Below are 12,483 nucleotides of genomic sequence, written 5' to 3'. Positions count from 1 at the left end.
CAGGCGAAGACTACCACAGCACGGCGCACACGCAATCATTGTGCATCAGAAGTGAGGCGCAACATCGGTTGCCACAGCGTCTGGAGTTCCTCGAGCGGTGCACCTTCCAGCAGTTGCAGCACCATCTCGGCCACGCGTTCGCCAATGCGCTGCTGCGATAGTTGCAGAATCGCGTTCACCGGCTGATCGATAATGGAGTCATGCGGCAAGCCATCATAGACGTACAGTGGGATCGCCCGCGCACCGCTTAAACGGTCGGCCTGCTGCAGCGCGATGGCCGCGCCTTCACCCAGCGGCGCACAATCCGTGATGATGGCTTGAGGCGCGATATCCTGCGCCAGCCAGCGCTGCGTTTGCTGATAACCGGCACGACGCGTCATCGGTAGCGCGGCCAGCATCGTCGGCGCGATAGGCGGTTGATGCTGTGTGAGGGCATCGATAAAGCCGTGGCGACGATCGAGGATATACGTGCAGGGCTCGTTGCCGCCAAGATAGGCAAGCCGCGTCAGCCCTTGTTGCAGGCAGTGTTCAGCGGCCAGCAAGGTACCTGCATGATTATCGTAATCAAACCAGGCATAAGGTTGCGGCAGCTGGCTGCGGCCCAGCGTGAGAAAGCGATAGCCTTTCTGCTGCAAACGCTGCAGACGGATATCATGCGGTTGGGTATGGGTGAGAATCAGCGCATCCAGCGCGCCACTGCGCAGCAAGCGCATCAGCGTGCGGTGCTTATCCTGCGGTTTATCCGGCAGAATCATCAGATCAATGTCATGCTGAGCAAGGCGCTGATCCAGCGTCAACAGCATTTCACTGTAGTAACTATCATTCAAAGAGGCGGTGCTGACCGGGAAAACCAGCCCGACGGCATTGGCGCGGCCGGTTTTCAGACGGCGTGCGGCATCATTCGGACGATAGCCGCGTGAAGTGGCTTCTTCTTCAATACGTTTACGCGTGGCGGCCGCAACATCATCATAGCCATTTAGCGCACGACTCACGGTGGTAACAGAGAGGCCGAGGGCAGCGGCAATGGCTTTGAGCGACATGATGACGTTTCCCACTGATCAAATTTTGATCACGCTAGCATAAAGTATTTCACGGCTCTATTGGTTGACGGTTATAGAGCGTTATCTGATACAAAAAGCGTCAATTGCGGTGTAAAAACGTGCGGAAAAGCCGATCTGCAGAAACAGATCGGCGAGCGGGATTAACCCAGTGGACTCAGCGTGATCTCGACGCGGCGGTTTTGTGCTTTACCCGCTTCGGTGCTGTTGCTGGCCACAGGATTATCCGGGCCCATGCCCTGCGTGCGCAGACGGTTCTGGGCTACGCCTTGCAGAATCAGGCCGCTGGCCACGCTATCCGCACGTTGTTGCGACAGACGCATATTCAGCGCGCGCGTACCGGTGCTGTCGGTGAAGCCCACCACATTGACGGCGGTTTTAGGATACTCTTTCAGCACCATTGCGACACCTGTTAACGTATTGGCGCCTGCCGGTTTCAGGTTGCTGCTATTGGAGTCAAAGGTAACGTTATTCGGCATATTCAGCACGATGTTATCGCCCTGACGCGTCACGCTAACGCCAGTCCCGCGCATTTTGTCGCGCAGCTTCGCTTCTTGCACATCCATGTAATACCCGACGCCACCGCCCAGTGCAGCACCGGATGCGGCGCCAATCAGCGCGCCTTTGCCGCGATCTTTCTTCGACGATGACAACACGCCAACACCTGCACCCAGCACGGCACCTAAGCCCGCGCCGATGCCGGATTTCCCGGCCTGCGATTCGCCGGTATAAGGATTGGTGGTACAACCGGACAGCACAACGCTGCCGCTGAGTAACAAGGCCAGCGTCAAACTACGCTTTTTCATTGAAAATCCCTCACAAAGTCACACGGGGAAAATGCCCCAAAACGGCACTATTATGCCGTTCAATAATGGGGAAATGCGTGAGGGTCAGTCTTAAAGTGTAAAGATTTGCTTTAAAGATTATCGGGATGGCAGAAACAGCTGGTTTGATGATCGTTAATCAGCCCGCACGCCTGCAAAAATGAATGGCAGGTTGTCGGACCGACGAATTTAAAACCACGCTTCTTTAACGCTTTAGAGAGCGCAATGGCAGGCTCGGAGGTGGTGGGCGCCAGCTTGTAATCGGCGAAACGGTGCAAAATCGGCTGATTATCGACAAATGACCAGACAAAGCGTGAAAAGTCTTCGCCTTCCGCTTCCAGCGCCAGCATGGCTTTGGCGTTATTGATGATCGCCTCCAGCTTGCCGCGATGACGGATTAATCCGCTGTCCTGCAGCAAGCGCAGCATGTCTGCCTCATCCATCAACGCCACGGCCTGAGGATCAAATTCGTGGAACGCGCGACGATAGTTCTCACGTTTCTTGAGCACGGTGATCCACGATAAACCCGCCTGTTGCCCCTCAAGGCAGATCATTTCAAATAAGGCTCGCTTATCAGTTTGCGGCACGCCCCACTCATTATCGTGGTACGCAAGATAGAGCGGATCCTGTGTTACCCAGCCACAACGTTGCATATTACTCTCCCTAAGCATGAGGAAAATACAGTTAATCCCTTGACGTATTACAGAATCGATTAATAGTTAATCAATGGGTGCCGATAATCAATAAACCTGAATCTTAACGCCCGTTTCCTTTCTGGCTCGTCAGGAGTCTTTCATGTTGCAGAAAAGTCAGCGGACAGGCCAGCACAATCTCATGCTGGCTTTTGGCAGTGTGTGGCTGTTATTTACGGCGGTGCCGGCTTACGCCTGGGATGAATCGGGCGCGGATTATGTGCCGGATTACAATGCGATACTTGCTGAAAAGATTTCCAGTAATCACCTGATGTTGACAGAAGATCGTGACATCAGCCTGATGGATGCCGCGCTGAATTCACCGGATGAGAGCGCCATGGTGTTGCACAGTGAAAAAGCCAGCGTGGGGAATGCCCCATTTGCTAACCGCTATTCGGCAGGCTGGCAGATGCCGATGAGTGCGACGCTGCGCACCGGTCCGGTGGCGCAATTCGCGGTGGATGATTCGCGAGTGAGTTGCCCGAAGTGTGAATTTGTCGATGGCAATCGCGCCGGGCATATTGCCTCACTGGGCTGGCGCGTTGATTCCACCCTTGACTGGATTTCACCCTGGGCACAGGTTAGCTACAGCCATCAATTGAGTGATGAAAACGCGTCATCGCTGCGCGATCGCCCCGAGGAGATCGGCCATGAAAGCAACTGGGTCGATGTCAGCGTGGGGGCCAATGTGCCGTTTGGGCAAAATATGGCGGCTTTCGCCTCCTTCTCGCAAACCGGTGCGGTGATCAGCGGCGAACAGTTTATTTACAGCCTTGGCGTCAGCGCCAGCTTCTAAATCCTGCGCGATCCATCGCGTTAAAACAGGTACACTGACCGCTTAGCGCTAAACCTATAGGCGCTCCGGGTTGGTCAACGTCAGGTTTCTTCATGTCAGTTAAAATCTTATCTTCAACGCTGGTGGGGCTGGATGGCTTTTGCCAGGATCCGCTTGCCGTGTTGCAGCAGGCCGATAACGGCGTGCTGGCGGTGCTGCACAACAATGCGCCCGCTTTTTATGCGCTGACACCGCAGCGTCTGGCACAGTTGCTGGCGCTGGAAGCCGCAGCGCAGCAGCCAAATGATGTCACGCTGGATGACAGCCTGTTCCATACCGATGCGGCACCGATCGCCACACCGGTGGGCAAGTTTGCCATGTACGCGGGCTGGCAGCCGGATCACGATTTTCAGCGACAGGCCGCCATCTGGGGTGTGGCGCTGAGTGAACCGGTAACGGCGGCCGAACTGGCCACCTTTGTGGCTTACTGGCAGGCCGAAGGCCGACTGTTCCATCATGTGCAGTGGCAGCAGAAACTGGCGCGCAGCGTACAAATGAACCGCGCTGCCAACGGTGGTCAGCCCAAGCGCGATATCACCCAGATCAGCAATACTCAATATGATATTCCCGATGGATTCCGAGGTGAGTGATGAAAACGCCGAACGATCTTTTCAGTCGCCTGAAAAAATTTATGCCTGCGGATGTGCAGCCGAAATTTAAAAACGGTGAAGAGCTGCTGGCGTGGAATCAGGAGCAGGGCCGTCTGCGCTCTGAAGCCATCGTGCGCGAAAACCGCGCCATGAAAATGCAGCGCATCATGGGGCGTTCTGGTATCCGTGAGCTGCACATGAACTGCTCGTTTGATAACTATCGTGTCGAGAATGATGGTCAGCGCAAAGCACTCGCGCTGGCGCGGGAGTATGCCGCCGGGTTCGACAACAGCATCGCCAGCTTCGTGTTTTCAGGCCGCCCTGGCACCGGAAAAAACCATCTGGCCGCCGCCATTGGTAACGACCTCATTCTGCGTGGCAAAAGCGTATTGATTGTTACCGTGGCCGATTTGATGTCGAGCATGAAAGGCACCTTCAGCGGTGGTAGCGACATCACTGAAGAGCGCTTGCTGCAGGATCTCAGCCATGTGGATCTGCTGGTGATCGATGAGATCGGCATGCAGAGCGAATCCCGCTACGAAAAAGTGATCATCAATCAGATTGTCGATCGTCGCTCATCGTCAAAACGCCCAACCGGCATGTTGTCGAATCTGGACCCGGCGGGAATGAACGGCTTATTAGGCGAGCGCGTGATGGATCGTATGCGTCTCGGCACCAGTTTGTGGGTGCGCTTCGATTGGGAAAGCTATCGCAGCCGTGTACGCGGTGATGAGTATTGAGTCAGGTGGGCGCGCGATGAAAGCAGCCGGTAAAGGCCCCGCATTACTTCGATTAAACAACCTTAAGCGCGTGATGACGCAACTGCGTAGCACGCGTATTACTTCCCGCCAGGATATCGCGCTGGCGCTGCAGCTGAGTAAAAACACCGTTTCCCTGATTGTGGATGATCTGCTGGCGCAGGGCCTGATTCACGAACTCGGCCCGGTGAGCGTGGCAGCGGCCGGACGCCCAAAAATCGAAATTTCGCTACGCGCGGAAAAGCTAAAAAGCGCCGGCATCATGGTGGAGCGCAACGCCATTCACTGGCGCGTCTGTGATTATTTCTCGCAGGTGATTGCGGAACAAACCTGGCAAACGGCGACTGCTGATCCCGAGCAGCTGCTGCATGAGCTGGAGGAAGTGTGCCAGACCTTGCACGCCGCGCATCCTGAACTGCTGGGCATCGCCGTAGGCTTTCCCGGTATCATCGATCCACAGCGTGGCCGGGTGCACTTTTCCGCCCATCTTGGCTGGCAGGATGTCGATGTTTTGACGCCGCTGGTCAGCGCCTGCCGTTTGCCGCTGCGCATTATGCATAACGTCAAAGCCGCTGCGCTGCTCTCGGTGGAGCAACTCGATCTGGATAGAGCACAGAGCCATTTTTATCTGCGTATCGGTGAAGGGGTTGGCGGCTCGCTGGTAGAGCAGGGTGAAGTGTTTGTCGGCAGCAGCTGGACAGCAGGGGAGATTGGTCATTTGCAGGTGCAACCCAAAGGGTTGCGTTGTAGCTGTGGACGTTCAGGCTGCCTGGAAACGCTGATCAGTCAGCCCGCGATTCAACAGCAGTTGGGGCAGCGTAAAACAGGTCTGCGCTGGCAGAACGCCGCCAGTGAACCGCAAATCTCAAGTGAGGTGATGGCGCTAACCGGTCAACATTTGGGCCACGCCCTGAGCCATGTGATGCAACTGGTGAACCCGGCGAGCATCATTATTGATGGGCCGTGGAATACGCATCCTGCCTTTATCCAGGCGGTTGAAGAAACGGCGCAGGCCAGCACGCTGGCCTTTACCTTCTCCCACACGCAGCTGCATTTCCTGCCGCAGCGTATTGATCCTGCCAACGGTTTGGCGCTGGCCGTGATTGAGCAATATGAGCGCGCCATCTCTTAGGCGCGCCCTCATCACACCCTCTTAATGCCGTGGAATATCAAACGACTCGCTGGACTTGGCCGGCGAGGTGCTCTGCGGCAGTTCCGCTTCGACGTTAAACTTCTCCAGCACCAGCCCATGAATTTTCTCCAGCGACACGCCCGCGGTCTCTGGCAGGTAGCGGAAGGTAAAGAAGTACATTCCCAGAGAGAAAATCGCGAACAGCAACAGAGGGAAGCCACCGTGGAACAGATCCAGCAGCATCGGGCTGCTGTTCATGATCGGGAAAGTACTGCTGATCACAAAGTTCGCCAACGACATGGCACAGATGGAAATCCCGACGCAAATCGAACGAATTTCGGTAGGGAAGATTTCGCCCAGCACGGTCCAGACAATCTGGCCCCAGGTCATGCCGAAGAAAATCATATAGGCAAACAGACCCACCACCGCCAGCATACCCGGCAGGTGATAATAGAAGGCGATGAACGAGTAAGCGAGGCAAATGCAGGAGGTGATGGCCCCCAGCAGCAGCAGCTTACGACGGCCAATTTTATCAATCACCATCATGCCCGCCAGCACGCCAATAAACTGACAAATCGACAGCCAGAAGGTCTGCAGCAACGCTGAATCGGTGCTGCCCGCCACGTTCTTCAGCAATGTCGGGCCGAAGTATTGAATCACGTTAATGCCGCTGATTTGGTTACCGACCGCCAGACCGATACCGATCACCAGCAGCGGAATGGTGGTTTTATCCAGACGCAGGCGCGATTTATGTTGGTGTGCAGTTTTGTCTGAGAACGAGTGTTTGATTTCATTGAACACGCTCTCGGCATGCTCGCGATTGGAAATTTTGGTCAGCGTATCCAGCGCTTCATCGTATTTGCCCTTGAGCACGTTCCAGCGCGGAGATTCCGGGATAAAGGCGATGAAGAAGATGAACAGCGCACAGGGCACCAGTGCCGTAGCCAGAATGTAACGCCAGCCCATGTTGATCATCACCTCGGGCAGCGTCGATTTGGTGATGAAGTAGTTGGTCAGTAACACCACCGATTGTCCACCGACACAGCATACCGCATAGAGTGCAGTGGTACGGCCGCGAAACTTCGACGGCGACAGTTCCGCGAGGTAAATCGGCGAAATCACCGAGGCAAGGCCAATCGCCAGTCCACCAATGATACGGAACAGCACAAACACCGTGAAGTTGTGGGCGATCGCCGTTCCGATCACCGAAACGGTGAACAGCAGCGCGGTAATGGCGAGCGATTTTTTGCGTCCGAGTTTGTCGCTCAGGCGGGGGGCGATAAAGCATCCCACTAAGCTACCCAGCAGAATGTTGGAAACAGCCCAGCCGGTTTCAGCCGGGGTTAACTGGAAATATTCACTTAAAGGTTCGATTGCACCGGAGATAATAGAAGAGTCATAGCCCATCAGCAGTCCGCCAAATGCCGCGACGGTACAGCAGAGAATGACATACTTCATGTTGTAGCGTTTTTGCCTGGTATCCATTGTTATAGCCCCTTGTCTCTACGGCCTGAACGTTACGTGTTCAGAAAGAGGAGTGGTGTAGGTTATCGATGTTCAGCGTTGTTCACTCAAGGTCATCGCTTTGGAATATATGTTCTAAATGATGGTTTTTGGATCATTTTTTCCAGGAATTGTGAAGGGTGTTGCGAAAATTGCTGATGGCAACATTCACGCCAGGGCCATATTTGGCTGAAATGATAGGTTTTTTATCAGGCGTGATTGGCGCAACATGACGTTTCTTGTTTTTTCTTGCAACGGTGTGAAATTTTTATTCTGTAACGCAACCCTGATTTCTCTTTCTGAGAGCGGTTAAGCGTGGGTTTCATTTTTTGCCGGGCAACGGGCATAATACGTTGATTGACAGGCCATCTTTGCGGACGTCGCAATGAAAACGCAGCGCATCACTCTGGACGATATTGCTACCCTGGCGGGCGTCACCAAAATGACGGTGAGCCGTTATTTACGTACTCCGGAAAAGGTTAAAACGGAAACGGCGGAGAAAATCGCCAGCGTCATGACTGAAATCGGCTACGTCCCCGATAGCGACAACACCAGCTCAACCAAACAAAACCCGCCGCGCATCGGCGTGCTGGTGCCCTCGTTTAATAACCAAATTTTTGCCGATCTGCTGGCGGGCATTGAGTCAGTCACCAGTGCACACGGCTATCAGACGCTGGTGGTCAACTACGACTACAATGCCCAGCGTGAAGAGGAGCAGATCGCCACGGTGCTGGCGTTTAACATCAAAGGGCTGATCCTCACCGAATCGGTGCACACGGTGCGCGCCGAGAAATACCTCAATGCTGCCAATATTCCGGTGGCGGAAGTGATGGGGCTGACGGAGGCCAGCGGGCGGATCAACGTCGGTTTTGACAACTATCGCGCCGGTTACGATATGACCTCAATGCTGCTGGCCAGCGGCAAACAGCGCGTCATCTATTTTGGTTCGATGTCCGATCGCCGCGATGAGCAGCGCTATGCGGGTTATCGTGATGCAGTGGAAGCGGCGGGCTTCCCGGCGGGAAGAATTGTGCCGAACAAGGTCTCTTCAGTCTCGATTGGTACGGGCATGATGACGCTGGCACGCCAGCTCTATCCGGAAATGGACGCGATTCTCTGCACCAATGATGATTTGGCTGTCGGCGTATTGCAGGAGTGTCAGGCCGCCGGGATTGCCGTGCCACAGACGATGGCGATTGCCGGTTTTCACGGGCTGGAGATTGGTCAGGCCACCACGCCGCGTTTAGCCAGCGTGATCACGCCACGTTTTGAGATGGGTAAAGTCGCCACCGAGATTGTGCTGAAGAAGATTAACCAGCAGCCGACTATCGAACAGGTGAATCTGCATTATCGACTTTCGATGGGAGCGACTATCTAGACGGATCATTCAGACAGGATAAATTGTTGCTACCGGGTGGCTTTGCTAAAGTGTCGTGAACTTTAGAGGAATGATCCATGCCCCGCGACAACCGAATGTCCCGCTCACTGCACGCCTTAATTCATCTTGATCGGCACGTTAAACGCGCCACCTCGGAAGCGATGGCGAAGATGTTGGGCACCAATCCGGTGGTGGTACGCCGCATGATGTCCGGCCTGCGCGAAAAAGGCTATGTGGTGTCGGAGAAGGGGCACGGCGGCGGTTGGGAGCTGCGGGTGGAACTCAGCGCGATTACGCTACTGGATGTGTATCAGGCGATTGGGTCGCCTGCGCTGTTCAGCATCGGGCCTGCTGCCGATCCTTCGCCGTGTTTAGTTGAACATGCGGTCGATGAGCGTCTGGATCAGGCGCTTAATGAAGCGGAAGTGCTGCTGCTTCAACGTTTTAGCCATATCACCGTGGCTGATATTGCCGATGATTACCTCAAGAAAATGGCAAAACTGGGGCTGGAATCTGAGCCCCATCCGCTGTGCAGTGAATAACCTCAATCCTGCTTCTGCAAAGTGATCTGCGCATTGTGCTTCATCACATGCGTGGTGACTGCTGCCTGGAACACCTTGAACATCAGACCGTTGATAAAAGTGGTCAGGGTTAAGGTAATGAACGCCGTCATCACCCAATCAACGAGTGCCATATCGCTGTGCAATAGCGCAGGGCGATAAATCACCATGCCCGCCAGCACCGTCCAATGGCTCATGCAGTAAAAGCAGTGGAACAGATGGCCGAGTAGCGCGTGCTTTTTGGCGGTCCATGCACGCAGGCCGGCAAACAACTCGGTTTGGGTAAGGGTCATCGCGATACTGGCCGCTGCCAGGGCTATCGCGACACAAATTCCCACGTCTGAAGTGATCCAACTATTCATACATTCTCCTGTCAGGCATTTATCATGTAACTTACAATATTACATGATAGTGCCAGCTGCAAGCGCTGAGCTCGAATGATACGTGCGCAAGTTTGGCGAGATATCGTTATTTATTGGCTTTAACGCTAAACATAGCCAGCTGAGGCTTTTTTATAATGCTGATGATTGTTAATCCGCCATCAGGAGGAAAGATGGATATTCAGGCAGCCTGTATGCATCAACTGATGCTCTGGATCGAAGACAACATTGAACAGCGACTGACGCTGGAGACCGTGGCGCGTCGGGCTGGTTACTCGCAGTGGCATCTGCAACGTATGTTCCGCCACCATACTGGTATTGCGCTGGGCAGTTATATTCGTGAACGAAAACTCACGGCATCGGCGATTGCCTTAATGAACGGCCATATGCCGCTGATGGAGATTGCGATTAAGTATGGCTTTGAGTCTCAACAGACATGGTGCCGCACTTTCCGTCGCATGTACGATCTGCCGCCCGGGGCGTTTCGTCGCAAATATCATCACAGCCTGCCAGCGATCGATGGGCCTACGAGTCTTCTGATACTGCAACCGCAGACGCGTCAGGCGGCGTAAAGTATTTGCCGGGCGTGGAACCAAAGGCGCTGCGAAACGCGCTGATGTAACTGCTCACGCTATCAAAGCCGACCTGCCACGCCACCTGCTGCACACTTTTGCCGTCGGCCAGCCCTTCCAGTGATTTCAACAGTCGCGAGACCTGGCGATAGCGCGACAAGCTCATGCCCACTGCGCTGGCCCAATGACGGCTCAGGCTGCGTGGACTGAGTCCCGCCCACTGTGCCAGTTCGGGTCCGGTGCGCGTGTCCGCCGGATTGTCCATCAGCAGGCGCGCAATCTGCCGCAGACGCGGCTCTTCGGGGAGCGGCAGAGTCAGAGCATGCTCGGTGGACTCATATAACTCATCAAGAAAAACATCGCATAATCGGTTGTAGCGATCGCTGCCCCAGCTATCCGGCGACAAACTTGCCAGCCGCTCAGCCAGCGGTTCCAGCACCGAAGGGCAGGAGAGCAGTACGGGATGTTTAGGCAAGGGTGCGCTAAGGGCTTCATCCACTAACACCGTCCAGCCAAGTACACGACCTGGCCCGATAATCGCGTGTTCGAAGTGCGGCGGAATCCAACCCACCAGGCGCGGTGGATTGGCGAAGATGCCCGACGGCGTGTTGACCGTCATCATGCCCTGCTTCAGACAATAAAGCTGCCCGGCGGCATGGCTGTGAGTGCGGCTTTCGCGATCCAACTGCTTGGACAACGCCGCCGCGATCACTTTGGGTGCATTGGGTTGCAGCAGTTTTTTGCGCAGCTCATCCGCACGCGGATCGCCGGAGAAGGTGAGGTTGTCAGTGGGATGGATGAGCATGGGCTAGCCTTTGGTGTCCTTTTTCCACTTCAGCAGACTCAAAATCTCCTTTTCCCCTTCCGCCTCTTTCAAACGGCGCTGCTGTTCGGCGAACTGGCTGTATTCAGCATGAGCTTTTTCATCGGCGGCTTTCTTGCTCACTGAACCTGTGCCTTGCAGCACATCGCGATCGTTGAACTGGAGAAACTGGTCGAGCTTATTTTGCCAGTCATGCAGGAAAATCTGTTGCCGCCGACGCGCCTGATCTTCGGCAAAATCGAGCCACATGGTGACAACGCGGTTGAGTTCACTGACCTCTTCACTATTGAGGTAGTTTTTTGCCACTGTGACATCGCTTTTACGCACGTCTTCATTTTTGAAGCTGGTGAGACCCATATTGGGCTGGGCTGCGTCAGCACGTTGATGAATCAGTTCGGCGGCGGTGTGCCCGGTACAAGCAAAGTGCAGTTTATTCTGGATGGTTTGAAAGAACTGGGTGGTCTCTTTCAATGAAGGCAGGTAATCAGCAGCCAGGGCAAAAATCTCTCGCACACGTAAGTAAACGCGACGTTCACTGGCGCGGATATCGCGAATGCGTTCCAGCATCTCATCGAAGTAATCCGGCACTGCAGATGTGCCAACCGGCGGATTTTTCAGCCGCTGGTCATCCATCACAAAGCCTTTCACCAGAAATTCCTGCAGCGTTTGCGTTGCCCACTGGCGGAACTGGGTGCCGCGCGGGGAGCGGACGCGATAGCCGATGGCGAGGACCACGGGCAGACTGTAGTGAAGCGTATTGCGGTTTACCTGCCGTGAACCTTCTAAACGAACTTGTAAGTAAGCCTTACAGGTTGCGTTTTGTTCAATTTCACCTTCTTCGTAAATAGCTTTGATGTGTTGCGTGATGGCTTGTGGCGTGACCTGATAAAGGCTGGCTAACGTTGCCTGAGATAACCATAGCGTTTCGTTTTCAAAGCGGCATTCAATACGCACGGTTCCATCATCACTGGCAAACATAATGAACTCGCCCGCTGGGGATGGGATGGCGTGATCTTCTGACATGCTTCCTCCGCTTTGCTCTGCCTCAGGATCGATGGCTTAGTATGCCAGAGGTGGGCAGGGAGGTTCATTAGCGGAATGGGTAAAGGGTATGTGATGGATGTGGCGGAAGATCACAGGAGTCGAACCTGCCCGGGACCGCTGGCGGCCCCAACCGGATTTGAAATCCGGCCGCCTCACCGGAGACGACGATCTTCCTTTGAAGATGCCGCGCAATTATAGCCACAACCCATCGCAAAATCTTGATCTTACTCGTGCGCTACAGCACGTTCTCACGCTCTGGTATGACGCGTCGCCGTGCAGAGGTGATGTAATACTTCTCCTCAGGCTACAGTTATGATTTCTCACTGCATCAGGA

General features: G+C 54.7%; 14 protein-coding genes and 1 tRNA gene. 7 read left to right on the top strand and 8 right to left on the bottom strand.

Annotated features, from left to right (window positions below; genetic code table 11):
• Nucleotides 1-35 precede the first annotated feature (35 nt).
• From VI01_RS10410 to VI01_RS10400, 3 genes are all read right to left on the bottom strand, one after another.
• Entirely contained in the window at nucleotides 36-1,040 is a 1,005-nt protein-coding gene (locus VI01_RS10410; RefSeq protein ID WP_038643921.1) for a LacI family DNA-binding transcriptional regulator, read from the bottom strand.
• A 161-nt stretch (nucleotides 1,041-1,201) separates the two neighbouring features.
• Nucleotides 1,202-1,864, bottom strand: coding sequence for an OmpA family lipoprotein (locus VI01_RS10405; protein WP_045815063.1), 663 nt, complete (start codon nucleotides 1,862-1,864; stop codon nucleotides 1,202-1,204).
• A gap of 110 nt (nucleotides 1,865-1,974) precedes the next feature.
• Nucleotides 1,975-2,535: a DNA-3-methyladenine glycosylase I gene (locus tag VI01_RS10400; protein ID WP_034829972.1), complete on the bottom strand. Its 561-nt coding sequence runs from the start codon at nucleotides 2,533-2,535 to the stop codon at nucleotides 1,975-1,977.
• Between the two features lie 142 nt (nucleotides 2,536-2,677).
• Here VI01_RS10400 and VI01_RS10395 point away from each other — a divergent pair, with 142 nt between their 5' ends.
• The 4 genes from VI01_RS10395 (at nucleotide 2,678) to VI01_RS10380 (ending at nucleotide 5,889) form a co-directional block, all read left to right on the top strand.
• Entirely contained in the window at nucleotides 2,678-3,370 is a 693-nt protein-coding gene (locus VI01_RS10395) for an autotransporter outer membrane beta-barrel domain-containing protein (RefSeq protein WP_045815062.1), read from the top strand.
• Between the two features lie 92 nt (nucleotides 3,371-3,462).
• A complete protein-coding gene (dnaT, locus tag VI01_RS10390) occupies nucleotides 3,463-3,999 on the top strand; it encodes a primosomal protein DnaT (protein ID WP_034829970.1) in 537 nt (178 codons plus the stop codon).
• Entirely contained in the window at nucleotides 3,999-4,739 is a 741-nt protein-coding gene (gene dnaC / locus VI01_RS10385) for a DNA replication protein DnaC (RefSeq protein WP_034829969.1), read from the top strand. Before dnaT ends, dnaC begins: the two co-directional genes overlap by 1 nt.
• Before the next feature lie 16 nt (nucleotides 4,740-4,755).
• Nucleotides 4,756-5,889, top strand: a complete 1,134-nt coding sequence (locus VI01_RS10380; RefSeq protein WP_045815061.1) for an ROK family protein — start codon at nucleotides 4,756-4,758, stop codon at nucleotides 5,887-5,889.
• A 21-nt stretch (nucleotides 5,890-5,910) separates the two neighbouring features.
• Here the strand turns inward: VI01_RS10380 and VI01_RS10375 are convergent, their stop codons facing one another.
• Nucleotides 5,911-7,374 carry a sugar porter family MFS transporter gene (locus VI01_RS10375; protein ID WP_045815060.1) on the bottom strand — a complete coding sequence of 488 codons (1,464 nt, stop codon included), beginning with the start codon at nucleotides 7,372-7,374 and terminating at the stop codon, nucleotides 5,911-5,913.
• A gap of 403 nt (nucleotides 7,375-7,777) precedes the next feature.
• On the opposite strand from VI01_RS10375, the gene VI01_RS10370 reads away from it, so the two are divergent.
• Together VI01_RS10370 and VI01_RS10365 are read left to right on the top strand one after the other, a co-directional pair.
• Nucleotides 7,778-8,770, top strand: coding sequence for a LacI family DNA-binding transcriptional regulator (locus tag VI01_RS10370; RefSeq protein ID WP_045815059.1), 993 nt, complete (start codon nucleotides 7,778-7,780; stop codon nucleotides 8,768-8,770).
• Between the two features lie 77 nt (nucleotides 8,771-8,847).
• Nucleotides 8,848-9,312: an Rrf2 family transcriptional regulator gene (locus tag VI01_RS10365; RefSeq protein ID WP_038643913.1), complete on the top strand. Its 465-nt coding sequence runs from the start codon at nucleotides 8,848-8,850 to the stop codon at nucleotides 9,310-9,312.
• A 2-nt stretch (nucleotides 9,313-9,314) separates the two neighbouring features.
• Here the strand turns inward: VI01_RS10365 and VI01_RS10360 are convergent, their stop codons facing one another.
• Complete coding sequence (locus VI01_RS10360; RefSeq protein ID WP_045815058.1) at nucleotides 9,315-9,692, bottom strand: hypothetical protein; 378 nt, start codon at nucleotides 9,690-9,692, stop codon at nucleotides 9,315-9,317.
• 191 nt (nucleotides 9,693-9,883) lie between these two features.
• Here VI01_RS10360 and VI01_RS10355 point away from each other — a divergent pair, with 191 nt between their 5' ends.
• Nucleotides 9,884-10,282 carry a helix-turn-helix domain-containing protein gene (locus tag VI01_RS10355; protein ID WP_038643912.1) on the top strand — a complete coding sequence of 133 codons (399 nt, stop codon included), beginning with the start codon at nucleotides 9,884-9,886 and terminating at the stop codon, nucleotides 10,280-10,282.
• Here the strand turns inward: VI01_RS10355 and VI01_RS10350 are convergent.
• The 3 genes from VI01_RS10350 to VI01_RS10340 all read right to left on the bottom strand — a co-directional run bounded on the left by VI01_RS10350 (nucleotide 10,236) and on the right by VI01_RS10340 (nucleotide 12,323).
• Nucleotides 10,236-11,087 carry an AraC family transcriptional regulator gene (locus tag VI01_RS10350; RefSeq protein ID WP_052696993.1) on the bottom strand — a complete coding sequence of 284 codons (852 nt, stop codon included), beginning with the start codon at nucleotides 11,085-11,087 and terminating at the stop codon, nucleotides 10,236-10,238. The genes VI01_RS10355 and VI01_RS10350 overlap by 47 nt on opposite strands.
• A gap of 3 nt (nucleotides 11,088-11,090) precedes the next feature.
• Complete coding sequence (locus VI01_RS10345; protein ID WP_045815057.1) at nucleotides 11,091-12,128, bottom strand: virulence RhuM family protein; 1,038 nt, start codon at nucleotides 12,126-12,128, stop codon at nucleotides 11,091-11,093.
• Nucleotides 12,129-12,228: 100 nt separating this feature from the next.
• Nucleotides 12,229-12,323 (bottom strand) — tRNA-Sec (locus VI01_RS10340).
• Nucleotides 12,324-12,483: the final 160 nt, after the last annotated feature.

The organism is Pantoea sp. SM3, from assembly GCF_000963995.1.
GTDB lineage: Bacteria > Pseudomonadota > Gammaproteobacteria > Enterobacterales > Enterobacteriaceae > Pantoea > Pantoea rwandensis_B.
Note: the sequence above shows the minus strand (reverse complement) of the source record. Positions and strands in the feature narration are given on the sequence as shown.

Excerpts from the sequence above, each read along its gene's own strand:
- VI01_RS10410 (WP_038643921.1), bottom strand. The coding sequence starts at position 1,040 with ATGTCGCTCAAAGCCATTGCCGCTGCCCTCGGCCTCTCTGTTACCACC.
- VI01_RS10405 (WP_045815063.1), bottom strand. The coding sequence starts at position 1,864 with ATGAAAAAGCGTAGTTTGACGCTGGCCTTGTTACTCAGCGGCAGCGTT.
- VI01_RS10400 (WP_034829972.1), bottom strand. The coding sequence starts at position 2,535 with ATGCAACGTTGTGGCTGGGTAACACAGGATCCGCTCTATCTTGCGTAC.
- VI01_RS10395 (WP_045815062.1), top strand. The coding sequence starts at position 2,678 with ATGTTGCAGAAAAGTCAGCGGACAGGCCAGCACAATCTCATGCTGGCT.
- dnaT (WP_034829970.1), top strand. The coding sequence starts at position 3,463 with ATGTCAGTTAAAATCTTATCTTCAACGCTGGTGGGGCTGGATGGCTTT.
- dnaC (WP_034829969.1), top strand. The coding sequence starts at position 3,999 with ATGAAAACGCCGAACGATCTTTTCAGTCGCCTGAAAAAATTTATGCCT.
- VI01_RS10380 (WP_045815061.1), top strand. The coding sequence starts at position 4,756 with ATGAAAGCAGCCGGTAAAGGCCCCGCATTACTTCGATTAAACAACCTT.
- VI01_RS10375 (WP_045815060.1), bottom strand. The coding sequence starts at position 7,374 with ATGGATACCAGGCAAAAACGCTACAACATGAAGTATGTCATTCTCTGC.
- VI01_RS10370 (WP_045815059.1), top strand. The coding sequence starts at position 7,778 with ATGAAAACGCAGCGCATCACTCTGGACGATATTGCTACCCTGGCGGGC.
- VI01_RS10365 (WP_038643913.1), top strand. The coding sequence starts at position 8,848 with ATGCCCCGCGACAACCGAATGTCCCGCTCACTGCACGCCTTAATTCAT.
- VI01_RS10360 (WP_045815058.1), bottom strand. The coding sequence starts at position 9,692 with ATGAATAGTTGGATCACTTCAGACGTGGGAATTTGTGTCGCGATAGCC.
- VI01_RS10355 (WP_038643912.1), top strand. The coding sequence starts at position 9,884 with ATGGATATTCAGGCAGCCTGTATGCATCAACTGATGCTCTGGATCGAA.
- VI01_RS10350 (WP_052696993.1), bottom strand. The coding sequence starts at position 11,087 with ATGCTCATCCATCCCACTGACAACCTCACCTTCTCCGGCGATCCGCGT.
- VI01_RS10345 (WP_045815057.1), bottom strand. The coding sequence starts at position 12,128 with ATGTCAGAAGATCACGCCATCCCATCCCCAGCGGGCGAGTTCATTATG.